13 protein-coding genes are annotated in these 15,504 nt (G+C 37.4%); 7 read left to right on the top strand and 6 right to left on the bottom strand.

Going from position 1 to position 15,504, the window contains the following annotated elements; genetic code table 11:
• Positions 1 to 337: 337 nt before the first annotated feature.
• From rplM to BC781_RS19150, 6 genes are all read left to right on the top strand, one after another.
• Positions 338 to 781, top strand: coding sequence for a 50S ribosomal protein L13 (gene rplM, locus BC781_RS19170; protein ID WP_109620887.1), 444 nt, complete (start codon positions 338 to 340; stop codon positions 779 to 781).
• Positions 782 to 799: 18 nt separating this feature from the next.
• A complete protein-coding gene (gene rpsI / locus BC781_RS19165; protein WP_109620884.1) occupies positions 800 to 1,186 on the top strand; it encodes a 30S ribosomal protein S9 in 387 nt (128 codons plus the stop codon).
• A 126-nt stretch (positions 1,187 to 1,312) separates the two neighbouring features.
• Positions 1,313 to 2,119: a 30S ribosomal protein S2 gene (gene rpsB, locus BC781_RS19160; RefSeq protein ID WP_109620882.1), complete on the top strand. Its 807-nt coding sequence runs from the start codon at positions 1,313 to 1,315 to the stop codon at positions 2,117 to 2,119.
• Positions 2,120 to 2,187: 68 nt separating this feature from the next.
• Complete coding sequence (locus tag BC781_RS25540; RefSeq protein ID WP_158281526.1) at positions 2,188 to 2,349, top strand: hypothetical protein; 162 nt, start codon at positions 2,188 to 2,190, stop codon at positions 2,347 to 2,349.
• A gap of 248 nt (positions 2,350 to 2,597) precedes the next feature.
• The gene (gene tsf / locus BC781_RS19155) at positions 2,598 to 3,431 is read left to right on the top strand and encodes a translation elongation factor Ts (protein ID WP_109620880.1); all 834 of its coding nucleotides are present in this window, start codon (positions 2,598 to 2,600) and stop codon (positions 3,429 to 3,431) included.
• A gap of 179 nt (positions 3,432 to 3,610) precedes the next feature.
• Positions 3,611 to 4,426 (top strand): hypothetical protein, encoded by an 816-nt coding sequence (locus tag BC781_RS19150; protein WP_109620878.1) that lies wholly within the window; start codon positions 3,611 to 3,613, stop codon positions 4,424 to 4,426.
• An 81-nt stretch (positions 4,427 to 4,507) separates the two neighbouring features.
• Here BC781_RS19150 and BC781_RS19145 read toward each other — a convergent pair whose 3' ends face one another.
• The 3 genes from BC781_RS19145 to BC781_RS19135 all read right to left on the bottom strand — a co-directional run bounded on the left by BC781_RS19145 (position 4,508) and on the right by BC781_RS19135 (position 9,445).
• Positions 4,508 to 5,563 carry a hypothetical protein gene (locus BC781_RS19145; protein WP_109620876.1) on the bottom strand — a complete coding sequence of 352 codons (1,056 nt, stop codon included), beginning with the start codon at positions 5,561 to 5,563 and terminating at the stop codon, positions 4,508 to 4,510.
• A 53-nt stretch (positions 5,564 to 5,616) separates the two neighbouring features.
• The gene (locus BC781_RS19140; RefSeq protein WP_109620874.1) at positions 5,617 to 6,441 is read right to left on the bottom strand and encodes a GWxTD domain-containing protein; all 825 of its coding nucleotides are present in this window, start codon (positions 6,439 to 6,441) and stop codon (positions 5,617 to 5,619) included.
• A 61-nt stretch (positions 6,442 to 6,502) separates the two neighbouring features.
• Positions 6,503 to 9,445: a DEAD/DEAH box helicase gene (locus tag BC781_RS19135; RefSeq protein ID WP_109620872.1), complete on the bottom strand. Its 2,943-nt coding sequence runs from the start codon at positions 9,443 to 9,445 to the stop codon at positions 6,503 to 6,505.
• 321 nt (positions 9,446 to 9,766) lie between these two features.
• Between BC781_RS19135 and BC781_RS19130 the strand changes: the two genes are divergently transcribed.
• Positions 9,767 to 11,035: a sensor histidine kinase gene (locus BC781_RS19130; protein WP_109620869.1), complete on the top strand. Its 1,269-nt coding sequence runs from the start codon at positions 9,767 to 9,769 to the stop codon at positions 11,033 to 11,035.
• Positions 11,036 to 11,107: 72 nt separating this feature from the next.
• On the opposite strand, the gene BC781_RS19125 is transcribed toward BC781_RS19130, so the two are convergent.
• The 3 genes from BC781_RS19125 to BC781_RS19115 form a co-directional block, all read right to left on the bottom strand.
• Complete coding sequence (locus BC781_RS19125) at positions 11,108 to 12,286, bottom strand: acetyl-CoA C-acyltransferase (protein WP_109620867.1); 1,179 nt, start codon at positions 12,284 to 12,286, stop codon at positions 11,108 to 11,110.
• A 45-nt stretch (positions 12,287 to 12,331) separates the two neighbouring features.
• Entirely contained in the window at positions 12,332 to 14,740 is a 2,409-nt protein-coding gene (locus BC781_RS19120; RefSeq protein ID WP_109620865.1) for a 3-hydroxyacyl-CoA dehydrogenase/enoyl-CoA hydratase family protein, read from the bottom strand.
• 85 nt (positions 14,741 to 14,825) lie between these two features.
• A complete protein-coding gene (locus BC781_RS19115) occupies positions 14,826 to 15,341 on the bottom strand; it encodes a MarR family winged helix-turn-helix transcriptional regulator (protein WP_109620863.1) in 516 nt (171 codons plus the stop codon).
• Positions 15,342 to 15,504 lie beyond the last annotated feature (163 nt).

The following is a 15,504-nucleotide window of genomic DNA, read 5'->3' as shown; positions in this document are numbered from 1 at the left end:
TGTAAGAAATATTCATTTCTACATCAAAATCCCGATAGGAATCAGCTATCGGGATTTTTTTATGCACTTACTTTCCATGATGACTTAGGTCATCTAACTACATTTCAAAGACTTAAGTCTGGCTTCCTGTTTTAAGAAATGCTTGAAAACAAGTAGAATTAAAAGATTCATTTACAATATTTTACCGCAAGTGAGTTGGTGATTACAAAATAAAGCCTTACATTTGCGAGTCATTTTTCAGCCCTAAAAAGCTGAATTTGTTCAAGAAGCACGACAAAACCTTTGGTTTTCAGTGTTTAATGACGTGAATTATTTTCTAAAATAATCTAGTAGAAAAGTGGATACTTTAAGTTACAAAACACAATCTGCGAATAAATCAAACATCAAAAAAGAGTGGTTTATCGTAGACGCTACGGATCTTGTGTTGGGTCGCTTAGGTTCAGAAGTTGCTAAAGTCCTTAGAGGCAAGCACAAACCTAGCTTCACGCCACATGCAGACTGCGGAGATAACGTGATTATCATTAACGCAGACAAGGTGAAATTGACAGGTGACAAGTGGGATGCGAAATTGTATATCCGCCACACAGGTTACCCAGGTGGACAACGTCAGTTGACTGCTAAAGAGCTTATGGCTAAAAAACCTTTCAAAATGGTAGAAAATGCTGTTAAAGGTATGCTTCCAAAAGGTGTTTTAGGTCGTAAAATCTACAGAAACCTATTCGTGTACGCTGGTGCAGAGCACCCACATGAGGCACAACAGCCTAAAGAACTTAAATTTTAATTTTATTAAGAACCAGAGATGGAAGTAATAAACACTACAGGCAGAAGAAAAACATCTGTCGCGAGAATTTACCTGAGCGAAGGTGAAGGAACTATTACTGTCAACAAAAAAGAACTTGTTGATTTCTTCCCATCAGACATTTTAAGAACAATCGTTAACCAACCGCTTGATCTTACAAATGAAGGTGGCAAATATGACATCAAAGTAAACGTACAAGGTGGTGGTATCAAAGGTCAAGCTGAAGCAGTAAGACTTGCGATCTCTAAAGCGCTTTGTGAAATCAACGCTGAGCACAGATTGGTATTGAAACCAGAAGGATTCCTTACTCGTGACTCTCGTATGGTTGAGCGTAAGAAACCAGGTAGAAGAAAAGCGAGACGTAAATTCCAATTCTCGAAACGTTAATCTCTATCCACCAGCTTGTGTCAATACGTCATTTGCGTATTGGCCAGCTATTTTATTTGTTATACTTCTAAAGGGAGTACGACAGATTAGAGTTTACTAATACTTTAATATCATATTTGTAAGACAATGCAAAAGATTGAATATAAAGAGCTTCTTGACGCTGGTGTTCACTTCGGACACTTGACAAGAAAGTGGGACCCAAGAATGGCTCCATATATTTTCATGGAGCGTAACGGTATCCACGTTATTGACTTGAACAAAACTAAAGTTTCTCTTGAGCAAGCTCAGGAGCAAATTAAAAATATTGTAAAGTCTGGTCGTAAAATCATGTTCGTTGCTACTAAGAAGCAAGCGAAAGAAGTGGTTGCGACTGAGGCGGCACGTTTGAAAATGCCTTTCGTAACTGACAGATGGTTGGGTGGTATGCTTACTAACTTCGCTACTGTACGTAAGTCATTGAAGAAAATGAACTCTATCGACAAATTGATGAAGTCTGAAGAGTTCATGAACCTTGCAAAACGTGAGCGTTTGATGCTTGAGCGTGAAAAAGAAAAGCTAGAAAGAGTATTGGGCGGTATCGCTGACCAAACTCGTCTTCCTGCAGCTCTTTTCGTGATCGACGTGAAGCGTGAGCACATCGCTGTGAAAGAAGCGAAAAAATTGGGTATCCCTGTATTTGCAATCGTAGATACTAACTCAAACCCAGAAGACATCGACTACGTTATCCCAGGTAACGATGATGCATTCAAGTCAATCGCATTGTTGACTAAAGCGGTGGGTTCTGCAATTGAGGAAGGAATCCAAGAAAGAAAGAAAGAGAAAGAAGAGGCTAACCAAGCTGAATTGGAAGCAGAGAAAATCGCTGCTGACAAAGCTGAAGAGGCTAAAGCTCCAGAAGCACCTGCTGCTGACGCTGAAGGTGACAAAGAGTAATCTTTCTGTTTCGTAATCGATATTTATTCGCTAACTGCGGTCTTCGGATCGCCTAAATCACCGATGGAATGAACATCAAAGAAATCGAAGCAAAAATCGTTGAGCTAAAAGGTAAGCAGTCTGAGATCATCAGCAAGAAAAAAGCTGACCGTGACGCTGCAGCTTTGGAAGCAATTCGTAAAGAATTGAACGAGCTGAAAGCACAAGCTACTTCTGCATACGCGAAGTAATCCGCTCAATTAGAAATAAAAATGCCCCCCAAGAAGCTTATTTTCTCTTGTGGGGCTTTCTACCATAGAAGGTGTACGCGCAAATTACTGCTTGAAGTTCATATCGAATTCATCTTGAAATCATATAAAAAACTATCTTGCAACTTCATTTGAGCCTATCAAAAAACTGTTTTTCAACTATTTTGATATTCATCTTCTATCTTGTTCAGGTTATAAGGACATTTAACACATAATAATTTTTACATACAATGGCAATTACTGCAAAAGATGTACAAGCACTAAGAAAAGCAACTGGTGCTGGTATGATGGATTGTAAAAAAGCCCTTCAAGAGGCTGAAGGAAACATGGATGCGGCTATCGAAATCCTAAGAAAGAAAGGACAAAAAGTAGCAGCAAAAAGAGCTGACAACGAAACTACTGAAGGTGCTGTTTTCTCATGGAACAACGACACTAACACTGAAGTAATCGTATTGGCTTTGGCTTGTGAAACTGAGCCTGTAGCAGTAAACGAAAACTTCGCTGCATTGGGTAACATGATCCTTCAAGCTGCTGTAGCTAGCAAAGCTGCTACTTCAGAAGAGCTTTTGGCTATTGAAGTAGAAGGTCACACTGTAAACGAGCACATCGTTGAGTTGACTGGTAAAATGGGTGAGAAAATCACTATCGCAGGTTACGCTTACGTAACTGGTGAGGCTGTTGCTGCATACCTTCACGGTAGAGCAATTGCTGTAGCTGTTGAGCTAGCTGGTGCGAACAACGATGCTGTTGTTGCTGCTGGTAAAGACGTAGCTATGCAAGTTGCTGCAATGAACCCTCTTGCAGTTGACGAAAGCGGAGTTGATGCTGAAGTTCTTGAGAAAGAAAAGCAAATCGCTCGTGAGAAAGCTGCTGCAGAAGGTAAGCCAGAGGCTATCCTTGACAGAATTGCAGAAGGAAACGCTAAGAAATTCTTGAAAGACAACACTTTGTTGGCTCAAGAATTCGTAAAAGGTTCTAACAAAGAAACTGTAGCTCAATACCTAGGAGGCGTTGCTTCAGGTCTTACTGTTAAATCTTTCGTAAGAGTTTCTACTGGTAGATAATTCTTCCCTACACTCCTAAAGTGTAGCGATTCAACATACAAAAACTCCAAATTGGCTTCGGCTGGTTTGGAGTTTTTATTTATAAAGGCGTTAAGCTGTCTTAAATAAATTCTATTACCATTCCTGTAATTGAATTCCACTTATCTTAGCTAATCACAAAACATTAATTTTTTTGAGGTATGAAATATATTTTAAATCTAACAATCATTCTGACTTTACTAACAAGTCAAGTTTTTGCACAAACACCGAAAGAAACAGTTGCTGAGGTATTAGAAAAGTCGGGTTCTCTAGTACAATTCAATCAAATAGATGCTATGATTGATGCTCAAGTAGCTGCTCGAAAAGCAGGTTTTGAAAATGAAGAAGACTTCGAAAAGTTTTCGAAATTCATGAAAAGCGCTTTTAACTCTGAGTCACTAAAAAGAGACTTTATTTCTTATTTTGAGCAAAAAGCAAATGAAGATACATTACAGATAGTTTCTGAAATCTATGAAAATCCATTAGTGGTGAAAATGAAGGAAACAGAAACATCTGCAAATGATCCATCCAAACAAGCTGAAATGCTTGCTTTCTTCCAAGGTTTTCAATCATCCCCTCCTTCGCCAGAAAGAGCACAACTTGTTGTAGAGCTTCATAAAGAATTAGGAACAGCTGAAATGACTGTAAGCATAATGAAGAATATGATCGTATCTATCGCGAAAGGTGCGAATACGCTGCAGCCAGAAGACAAAAGAGTATCCGAAGATGAAATCTTGAAAGGTATTGCATCAGCTTTCCCAGCTGGGTTTGAACAACAATTGACTAGTCAATTGGTTGCTATGTCTATCTATACTTATAAAGATATTAGCGATGCTGATTTAGAGAAATATGTTGCAGTTTGGAAGGATCCTGCTTCAAAATATTTTATAAATATGACAATGGAAGCGCTTAACTACTCATTCTCAAAAGTAGGTGAGAATATGGGGAAAGAAATGGTTGAAGAATTCTCAAAATAAAACTCAGTATTTCATATAAAAACAAAGGTTCAAGTATGTCTATACTTGAACCTTTGTTTATTCTAAACTTAGAATTATTCATTAATCGAAACCTCCCATATCAAAGTCTCCCCCGCCAAAATCCGAATCTCCACCAAAGTCAAACCAAGAACTTTCATCACCTGCCACTTCAGTAGTCATCATATCTCCTGCTGTTGTTTCTAAATCTGTTACAGCTTCATCATATGGAATTTCTTCATCAAATACATTCAAATCAGCGGTATCTAAACCTTCGTCCCCGATAGATTGTAGTAATTCACCACTATCATTCAGTACATCTACATCATTGATCTGGATATGATTATCGTGCATCATAGATGACCAAATTGAAGTATAGAACAACATATCTAATACGCCAAAATAAGGATAGAATACAGGTTCGTAATATCCTCCTGTAGGTTGAGTGGGCTGATATTCCTTTCTGTTTGTCACTTTTGATTGTGAGGCTACTAATTTCTTTTTGTGTACAACTCGTACATCATCTACACGAATATTTCGCATAATTGCCATTTTCAATTCTCCAGTAAACTGCTTGAACTCAGCTTCTTTTTTCAACTGAAAAGCATTATAACTGTCTTGGTTCTTAAAAATAGCATCCATCTTATTCTTAAGGTCATCGGCTGTATCTTGGTTATCTGCCTTAAACTCTGACAATAAACCATTAACCTTGATCTCGATTGGGTACTCTCCTACTTTATGCGTCCTGTTTATATCTATCTCAATTAGATAATAAATTGAGCGAGCTTCATGCTCTAAAACCAAATTTAGTCGATTGAAAACCGTAGACATCGACTCATCAATCTTGAGATCGTAACTATCAAAAGCCTCTTGTAAATCTCCTTTTTTCCCCTCAGTATCCAGATAAAAATCTATATCATCATGCGAAAGACGTACGATGTTATCGATTCCCAAATTTGAGAATGTACCATTGAGTTGTTGAAGAATTGAAACCGCAGTAAACGTTTCATGTTCTTCCTGATCAGCTACTAAGCCCTTTGTAAGGTTAAACAATACTTTTTTAAATAAACCTGTAGGTTCCACCTTATGGATTTGTGTAAGTTGAGATGGATCAACAGTTATATTTGCAGAGAAAATCATAGGGAGTTACTTATTTTTGATTTGAGGTCAATATAAAAAAATGAAAGAGAAAATTATAGAATTCCTTGGCGCCACTTTTTAATAGCTGAATACCAACTCTCTTTATATCTTTCACTTCTAGTCAAGATATACGTCTTTTGAGATAGTTTGTTAGGGGTGTATACAAATTCAAAAATTACAGATTTTCCACCAATGGTGTAATACCAAGTTTCTTTTCCATTTTCTGATTTGATATTCTGAGGTTTGCCATAGACTATCCTCACCATTCCTCTATCAGTTCTCCAACCTTCTTTATAAGACGAATAATGCTCATTGGCATATGCAACACGCTGATAATACTCTTTGATAAGCTTTTGTGCCTTTGCTTCAGTCTTTCCAAGTTTCAGCCAAAAGCCGCCAAAAGCTTCCAACGAATCATTAGATTTCCAAATTGCTCGATACTCTTCATCATTTGTAATGTAAGCTAAACTTCTCATCAACTCGAAGAGACTTTTATACTTTGGAAAATCTTTGCGAGTGACTAAAACAGATTGAGTATTCACCTTATCTACACTATCGGCAAAAAAGACATAAAGTCCTTTTTCTGCTAAAATAAATGCTCGGTCTTGATTGACTGTAAACGTATTTTCTATTTCTTGTTTCAAGCGAAACTCGACAACTGTGTCTTCTTCCATTGGAGGAATTGCGACCGAATATTGATCTTTAATTTTGACTCCATTGACATAAGATAGTTCATTGGAAAAAACCTTTAGAGTATCATCTACTCGGACATAATTTGGATAGGTAGGAGCTGACGTTCTGATTTCTAAAGCAGATTGAGCCAGTAGTGGAGAAAGAAGACTAGAAGAAATTATCAGTAAAAATAATACTGCTTTCATTTCAAGTTTTGGGCTAAAAAAAAGAGTTACTTCAGTAAAGTAACTCTTCTTTTTCAGTTTTCTAGTTCAACAAGGCTTCGATGTCTTCTTTTGTGAGTTTTTTCATAAAACTCTCTTCAGTTGATATCAAGTTATTGGCTAGATCTAATTTATTTTTTTGTAATGCTAAGATCTTTTCTTCTACACTACCTTTAGTTATAAACTTATAAATAAAGACCTGATTTTCTTGTCCTATTCGGTGTGCTCTATCCACCGCCTGTGCTTCAATTGCAGGGTTCCACCAAGGATCAAGGATAAATACATAATCTGCAGCAGTCAAATTCAAGCCAAGCCCTCCTGCTTTCAGTGAAATCAAGAATACCTGACACTTCTTATTATTTTGAAATTTATTCACCTCTTGCTGACGATCTTTTGTTGAACCATCCAAATAAGCATAGTCTACTTTGTTCTCATCAAGATGCCCTTTCAGAATATGTAAATGCTTGACAAATTGGCTAAAAATCAAAATCTTATGTTCTTTACCTAGTGCATTATCTAAAGCTCTAAGTACTTCTTCCATTTTTCCAGATGTCTGATCATACGTTTCGTCAACCATTTTAGGGTGATTAGCCAACTGTCTCAGTTCTGTCAGACCTTTCAGAAGCATAAACTGAGAACCTTTCAAACCTTGTGTTTCGATCTGCTCTAAAATTTCATTACGATAAGATGATTTCACCTCATCATAACGTTTTTTCTGAGCATCACTCATTTCACAATATTGTACTTTCTCAATTTTACCAGGAAGCTCTGTCGCTACTTGCGATTTATGTCTACGTAAAATAAACGGCTTAATGATCGCATGAAGCTTTTGGTATTTTTCTTCATCATTCTTACGCTCAATAGGGGTCTGATATTCTTTCTTGAAGAAATTTTGCGTACCCAACAATCCTGGGTTAGCAAAAGTCATCTGAGACCACAAATCAAGTGTGTTATTCTCAATTGGTGTACCTGTAAGAATCAGTTTTCTACGAGATTTCAACTCTTTTACTGCCTTTGCAATATTTGAGTTAGGGTTCTTAATCACCTGAGATTCATCTAGAATGATGTAATTGAAGAAATACTCTTGAAGAATATGACTATCAATTCTAGCAATACCATAAGAAGTAATCACAAGATCGTACCAATCAAAAATCTGAGGATTTTTATTTCGGTTTGAACCTGTGTAATTCAATACTTTCAGCTCTGGTGTAAACTTCTTTGCTTCCATTTCCCAGTTATAAAGCAAAGAGGTTGGCATAATTAATAAGTTGGTCAAACCGCCCGAAGACTCTTTCTGTGCCTGAAGCATAGCAAGTGTCTGAACTGTTTTACCAAGTCCCATATCATCAGCCAAACAACCACCAAAGTTGTAAGATGCCAAGAAATTCATCCAGTTATACCCTGCCTTCTGATAAGGTCGTAATTCACCTTTAAAGCCTTCAGGCATAGCGAAATCTTCAATCTTCTCAAAGTCTCTTAGTTTCTCCAATTTTCGATTGAATGAAACACTCGCAAGATTACTATCCTGTAAATCATGAACCACAGCCAAATGATGTTTTTTAAGCATTAAAACATCTTCTTGTGCATCCATGAAGTGAAGTAAATCGCCATATTTCGCAAACCACGAATCTGGAATAACTGCAATTTCACCGTTCGGTAAGACAAACTCTTTTGTATTGTTGAGAATGAGTTTCCTTAATTGAATAAAAGGAATCTCAAAAGCGCCAAATTTGACAATAGCATGAATATCAAACCAGTCTTTATTCTCTTTGATTTCTACACTAATTGTCGCCTGTCCTACAAAATATTTTTTATCACTATTCGCTACTTGTTTCACGGCAACTCCAAGATTTTCCATCTCATGAGCATATTCTGACAGCCATGAAAAAGCTTCATTTTTACCGATATAAGTTGTACCTCTTGTAAGGTCAAGTCCTTTTTGAGAAAGAAGATCTAATACTCTTTTCTCATAATTTTCATCTCTACCAATTTTGTAGAATGTAAAAGAATCTTCTTCTTCCTTCAACTCTACTAAAAAGCGTTTATCGTTTTTCCCTCCACTAACTTTATAGGGCCCATATTGGTAATTGAGGTGGAAAGAAATTTGCTCATTGGTATTATTTTCCGATGATTTTGAAAATAGATTCTCAGATGAAGATTGCATCTCTGCAAATTCCAAAACAGGCTCACAGTCAAATTTTTCAGTTTCAATATACAAGCCCTGCCCTCTTGCTAGAATATCATATTCTTCCAAGAGTGGTGCTACAAACTTGCTATAGTAACTTGCCTCTATTTTCTTCGGAATATTTATAAATTTCTTTCTAAGGAATGGCTGTAACTTTTTACCATCTACATTTCCTTCAAAAGAATATAAATCAAAAGAAGTACTATCTTTTTTGAGTAGTAGCCAAGCCGGATGGTGACAAATAACCATTCCTCCTTTCTGGCGGAAATCAAGTACTTGCCCTTCGTGCTTAATTGTCGGATAGTAATGAGTATTATCCGGGTTTCTGTGGAAATGGAAACGAACCGTTGCTTTTTCAGCTTGTACACGGATTGTTTTTGCATGAGGAACACCATCGTTACCCATTTCAAAGACAAGCTTGCCTACCAACAAATTCATGATTTTAGCTCTGCGCTCTTCAATATATTCATGAATAAGTTGTTGGAGTGCTTTGTCTCCTTTTTCCTTATCGTAAATAGTTAGGAAGAATTTTTCAGTCGAGATCTTCTTGAAACGCTTCCCAAACTTCTTAATAATTGCATCTTGTTGGATAGCATCCATCAACTCAATCAGCTCATAATCCTTTTCATCTAGCTTTTCAGAAAACTCATTGGCGTTCAGATGAGAAATATTTTGATACTGTAATGTTAGTTTATTGTTGGAATCCAACTGCACCACAAAGGATTCGAACAAGTACCCGAGGTACTGATGCTCGAAGAGAGAGTAAACAATTTGGTAAGGTAAATCCGTAGATACTTTCATATGCTTTCTGCGCTTCCTTTAGTTTCGACTCACAAAATTGACAACAATGGATTCTTCAAACTTACATTAAATCAGTGAGAATAAGAAATGCTTTTACGCCAAGATGTTAACCTTCAATATATTAAGCTGTTAATAATCGCTTACACAGGGTTTCTAGGTTTATTTATAAAAAATAGTTGATCATAAACTCTTTTTCATACAACTTTCCTTAAATACAAAGCGAATTTAATATACCATTTCCTCCTCTTTTAGAGTTATTATTAAAAGACCAGCTAAAAAGCTATAACTTGCGTGTAACTATTACTGACCTATTTTTACGTAATGAATTTAGAAGATCAATACTTTTTAGATACAAAAAACAAACTTTTAAATCGCCTATTAAAACTTTCCACCATTCTAGGATATGTTGGTTTAGCTGCTTCTCTGAGTCGTTACTTCGAACTTGGGTGGCTGGGTGTCATGAATGTACATTTAGTAGTCATGGCCATACTCACTACATTGAGTTTATGCACCAAACGATTGAGCTATAATCTGAAAGGAATCATTCTAGTCACACTGTTCTACATTACGGGTATAGTAGGTATTGGTCATGTTTATAGTAAAGGAAATGGTTTACTTTTCCTTATTAGTTTTTCAGTACTTTCAGCCGTTTTATTTGGAAAAAGAGGCTCGTATATATCTATTGGAATAACACTAATTTCATTACTATCGCTAACAGGACTGTCTTTTCTAAAAGTATCTCCATTTGATCTAATCTATACTGAAACTTCTAAATCATTTTGGCTGACCTCAATTGCCTCTTTCGTTATATGTGTAAGTACAGTTTCCTATGCAATCAACTTTATTTATGAGCATTTACAGAACTCTGTCAGTGACTTGACTGAGAATAATAGACAACTTGTAAAAACGAATAATGAACTAGATAATTTTGTTTACAGAGTTTCTCATGATTTAAGAGCACCTCTACTGTCTATCAAAGGCTTAATCGAATTGCACAGCAACGAGCAAAATACCAAGCAATCCAAAATTTACTTAGACTTAGAAAAAAAGAGTATCAATAAACTAGACGAATTCATTATCAACATTATTGAATACTCTAGAAATACTCGTGCTTCCTTAAATTTGAAAGTATTGAATTTTAAGAATGTCATCAATGAGGTAATCGCACCACTGACAATCAACTATCCAAAAGTCATTCATAAAGTTTTTATCAATATTGATCAGCCTTTTTACACAGATACTTTTAGGATAAATGTTATTCTGAATAATTTACTTTCAAATGCTTTTAGATTCAGCTCAAATTTTACGGATACACCTAGGGTTCATGTCCATCTGGAAGAAAAAAAGGATGTCTTTATGATTAGAGTGAGTGATAATGGACCTGGTATTTTACCTGAGCATCAGTCTAAAGTTTTTGATATTTTTTACAGAGCTACAGATACAAGTCATGGTTCTGGTATTGGGTTATACATCGCGCAAGAAGCGACTGAAAAATTGGGTGGAAAAATTTACCTCAATTCTTCTCCTTCTCAAGGTTGTACTTTTATAGTTGAACTTCCTAAATATTCGGAGTATCTGAAAAATGAATAAAAAAATCCCCCTCCTTTCGGTCGAAACCATTCGGAGAGGGCAACATCAGAGGGTGATATTATCTTTAATATTTTATTTCAAAAGCTCGTAGATACCAGCTACACCTTGACCACCACCTACACAGGCAGTAACCATTCCGTATTTCTGGTTTCTTCTTCTCATTTCATTGAATAATTGAACTGAAAGCTTCGCTCCTGTACATCCTAGTGGGTGACCCAATGCGATCGCTCCACCATTTACATTCACGATATCAGGATTCAAGTCTAGTTCTTTGATAACGGCTAAAGCTTGAGCTGCAAATGCTTCGTTCAACTCAATTTGCTCGATGTCATTCAACTGAAGACCTGCTTGCTTCAATGCCTTTGGCACTGCTGCTACTGGCCCGATACCCATGATACGAGGGTCAACTCCTGCCGCAGTATATGAAACCAATCTCGCGATAGGCTCAATGTTCAACTCTTTCACCATTTTTTCAGACATGACCATCACAAATGCAGCTCCGTCTGAAGTTTGAGAAGAGTTACCCGCAGTTACTTGTCCGCCCATTCTGAAAGCAGGCTTCAGTCTTGCCAAACCTTCAACAGAAGACTTACGAGGTCCTTCGTCTCTATCTACTACATACTCTCTAGTTTTCTTTCTGTCACCGTCTAAGTATGTTTCTTTCACTGTAATTGGCACTACACCATCTTGCAAACGCCCATCTGCAATTGCAGCCAAAGCTTTTTCGTGAGATTTTACAGCAAATTCATCTGCTTGATCTCTTGTTACGCCGAAATCTTTAGCTACTTCTTCAGCAGTTAATCCCATGCTCAAGTAATACTGAGGCGTTTCTGTTGCCATTTTGTAGTTCAATGCCGCCTTATGACCTAGCATCGGAACCATAGACATTGACTCTGCTCCACCAGCAATGATACAATCTGCCATACCTGCTTTGATACGAGCTGTTGCCATTGCGATAGTCTCGATACCCGAACCACAGTAACGATTTACGGTAACTCCTGGTACATCAATTGTATCTGGAGCGAATGAAAGTAAAGAAATCATACGCGCCATTTGCATCCCTTGTTCTGCCTCAGGGATTGCACAACCTACAATTAGGTCATCAATTCTTTTCTTATCTAGGGCTGGAACATCAGCCACCAAATGTTTGATTACGTCAGCTGCTAGATCATCAGGGCGTGTAAAACGGAAAACACCCTTTTTTGATTTACCAACTGCAGTTCTATATCCAGCTACAATGTAAGCTTCCATGTTTTTGCAATTTGTTGTTTTTGGTAAATGAATGAGTTGAATGACTTAGTTTCTAAGTGGTTTCCCTTTGAAAAGGATACTTTGGATACGCTCCAACGTTTTTTGCTCACCACAAAGACTCAAGAATGCTTCACGCTCTAAGTCTAACAAGTATTGCTCAGAAACTGTAGTTGGCATTGACAAGTCACCACCATTCATTACGTAGTTTACTTTACGAGCAATTTTTGCATCGTGCTCAGATGCCCAATGTCCGTACTGCATACCTGCGATACCAGCCTCAAATGTAGCGATACCAGAACGTCCGTGAACCTTGATATCTTTACGTTTGAATGGTTGCGTATATCCAGCTGCATCAAGCTCCAACACTTTTTGTTTCGCATCTGCAATAACTCTTGAGCGGTTCAAAGTAAATGCTGAAGTAGCATTCATGAAGCCCATCTCTTTCATTTCGTATGCTGAAGTTGCCACCTTAGCCGTAGCTATATTCATAAATGCTTCTTGAAGAGCATTGAACTCAACATCTCCATTCATGTAGCGGTCAGAAACACGTAGTGTCAATTCTTTTGTACCACCACCTGCAGGAATAAGACCTACACCAACTTCTACCAATCCCATGTAAGTTTCGGTATGTGCTTGGATCGCATCTGAATGCAATGAAAGTTCACAACCACCACCAAGTGCCAAACCAGATGTTGCAGCTACTACAGGTACATCTGAGTAACGCATACGCATCATTGTGTTTTGGAACTGAGCGATCATCATGTTGATTTCATCCCATTCTTGGTCACAAGCAAACATGAACAACATCGCAAGGTTTGCTCCTGCTGAGAATTGCTGTGATTCGTTACCAATTACAAGGCCTTTCCAACCTTCTTCTTCAGCTCTTGTGATTGCAGTGTTCAAACCTTCGATCACTTCCGCACCGATTGAGTTCATTTTTGTATGGAACTCTAGGTTCAATACGCCATCTCCGATATCATACAAGGTAGTACCTGCGTTTTGCCATACTACATTTGTTTCTTTCAAAGACTCTAGTAATACTAGGCTTTCTGTACCTGGTACAACTTCGTAAGATTGTTTCTCAATATGGTAATATGCTTTTTTACCATCAATTGCTGAATAGAATGTTTCAGCACCTGAAGCCAACATATCATATACCCATTGTGCAGGTTTTTGCCCTGCCGCTTCCATTTTTTCTACTGTGTCTTTTACGCCGAGTATATCCCAAGTTTGGAATGGTCCCATTTCCCAACCGAAACCAGCAGCTACTGCTTGATCAATCTTATAAAGATCGTCAGCAATTTCTGGCATACGGAAAGAACAGTATTTGAAAACATCATAGAAAGTAGTTCTCAAGAACTCACCCGCCTTATCATCAAAGTTGACAAGCTTGAAAATTCTTTCTTTTAAGTCTTCGATATCTTTTGCTACCTCTACAGCTTTGAATTTAGCTTTCGTACGATCTCCATACTCCAATGTGCCAAGGTTCAACTCAAGAATTTTCTTCTTACCATTTTCATCTTTGGTCTTCTTGAAATATCCTTGTTTTGTTTTATCACCTAGCCATCCTCTTTCGCTCAATTCACTTACTACTCGAGGAAGCTTGAATCTTTCTCTAGACTCATCATGTGGTAAACCTTCGTAAAGGTTATTAGCTACGTTTACGATAGTATCCAAACCAACTACATCCATTGTACGGAAAGTAGCTGATTTAGCTCTACCGATAAGTGGGCCAGTCAATTTATCAACCTCACCTACAGTCATGCCCATTTCCTCAATAGTGTGCATAGCCGAGATGATTGAATAAACTCCAATACGGTTTGCGATAAATGCTGGTGTGTCTTTACAAAGTACAGTTTCTTTACCGAGGTAAAGGTCTCCATAGTGCATCAAGAAATCTACAACATCCTTCGTGGTATCAGGACCTGGAATGATTTCCAATAAACGTAAGTATCTTGGTGGGTTAAAGAAGTGCGTTCCACAGAAGTTTTTACGGAAGTCTTCACTTCTACCTTCTGTCATAAACTGCATAGGAATACCCGAAGTATTTGAAGTAATCAAAGTACCAGGCTTACGGTATTTTTCTACTTCATCAAAAATGATCTTCTTGATATCCAAACGCTCAACTACAACCTCAATTGTCCAATCGCAATTAGCGATCTTTGGCATATCATCTGTGAAGTTTCCTGTCGTAACAAGTTTTGCTACTTTAGAATGATATATCGCTGATGGTTTCGATTTTAGTGTTGTTTTTAAAGCAGTATCTACAATCCTGTTACGAACTGCTTTACTTTCTAATGTTAGTCCTGCTGCTTTTTCCTTCTCATCCAATTCTTTGGGTACTATGTCGAGCAGAAGTACCTCAACTCCGATATTGGCAAAATGTAACGCAATACGTGATCCCATTACACCTGAGCCAAGAACGGCTACGCGGTTGATCTTTCTGTTTTTCATTTTTTGGTTAAGTGTTAAAATCTGGCTTAGTTAGTTTTATAGGCTTCTAAGCCTTGGTAATAGCATGTGTATAAAAAGTCGAGCACTAGGCCTTCTTTAAATCTTCGTCTTTAATCCCTTTAAGGGCTAAGTTTGATTGAATTTCCTGCAACATAGATTGCTGATGGTTAATCACACCATGTATTTTATCGATCACTTTGAAGAAGTTCTGCATCTCTCTGTCCGTTACTACGTCATTGATTCTGCCCTGAAATACCTTTACCGTTTGTTTTGACATTTCACGTCTACGACGTCCTTCTTCTGTCAATTTGATCATTACTTTTCTTCGGTCGTGCTCATCTGCCTCTCGGTAGATAAAGCCTTTCTCTTCCATGGTCTTGAGCATTCGCGTCAAGCTTCTTGCTTCCATCCCCATCATCGGAGCTATCTTGGTTGCAGGAGTACCATGTTCTTTATCAATATTCAATAGTACAAATCCAGTCGAGTGAGTTATATCATAATCTCCCCCAAGCACATTATACATCTTCGAAATCGCTAACCATGTCGCTTTTATGCTAAAGTCGATCGATTTCTTCTGTTTTTCACTCTGATATGCATTCATCCACTTCTAATTGATTGTTAGTCTGACTGACTTAAATAGACTGTTCTTAGTTGGTCGTTTGGAGGTATCTTACTACCTCGCACAAATCAAATATATAAAAATTTGTTATGCATGCATAATATTTTATTTCAGATTTTCTTTTTTAGAAGAGAAAAGTGTAAAA

Source organism: Sediminitomix flava, from assembly GCF_003149185.1.
GTDB classification, from domain to species: Bacteria; Bacteroidota; Bacteroidia; order Cytophagales; family Flammeovirgaceae; genus Sediminitomix; species Sediminitomix flava.
Note: the sequence above shows the minus strand (reverse complement) of the source record. Positions and strands in the feature narration are given on the sequence as shown.

What these genes read in the sequence shown, in the direction of transcription:
- rpsI (WP_109620884.1), top strand. Translation starts at nt 800, where the DNA reads ATGGAAGTAATAAACACTACAGGCAGAAGAAAAACATCTGTCGCGAGA.
- rpsB (WP_109620882.1), top strand. Translation starts at nt 1,313, where the DNA reads ATGCAAAAGATTGAATATAAAGAGCTTCTTGACGCTGGTGTTCACTTC.
- BC781_RS25540 (WP_158281526.1), top strand. Translation starts at nt 2,188, where the DNA reads ATGAACATCAAAGAAATCGAAGCAAAAATCGTTGAGCTAAAAGGTAAG.
- tsf (WP_109620880.1), top strand. Translation starts at nt 2,598, where the DNA reads ATGGCAATTACTGCAAAAGATGTACAAGCACTAAGAAAAGCAACTGGT.
- BC781_RS19150 (WP_109620878.1), top strand. Translation starts at nt 3,611, where the DNA reads ATGAAATATATTTTAAATCTAACAATCATTCTGACTTTACTAACAAGT.
- BC781_RS19145 (WP_109620876.1), bottom strand. Translation starts at nt 5,563, where the DNA reads ATGATTTTCTCTGCAAATATAACTGTTGATCCATCTCAACTTACACAA.
- BC781_RS19140 (WP_109620874.1), bottom strand. Translation starts at nt 6,441, where the DNA reads ATGAAAGCAGTATTATTTTTACTGATAATTTCTTCTAGTCTTCTTTCT.
- BC781_RS19135 (WP_109620872.1), bottom strand. Translation starts at nt 9,445, where the DNA reads ATGAAAGTATCTACGGATTTACCTTACCAAATTGTTTACTCTCTCTTC.
- BC781_RS19130 (WP_109620869.1), top strand. Translation starts at nt 9,767, where the DNA reads ATGAATTTAGAAGATCAATACTTTTTAGATACAAAAAACAAACTTTTA.
- BC781_RS19125 (WP_109620867.1), bottom strand. Translation starts at nt 12,286, where the DNA reads ATGGAAGCTTACATTGTAGCTGGATATAGAACTGCAGTTGGTAAATCA.
- BC781_RS19120 (WP_109620865.1), bottom strand. Translation starts at nt 14,740, where the DNA reads ATGAAAAACAGAAAGATCAACCGCGTAGCCGTTCTTGGCTCAGGTGTA.
- BC781_RS19115 (WP_109620863.1), bottom strand. Translation starts at nt 15,341, where the DNA reads ATGAATGCATATCAGAGTGAAAAACAGAAGAAATCGATCGACTTTAGC.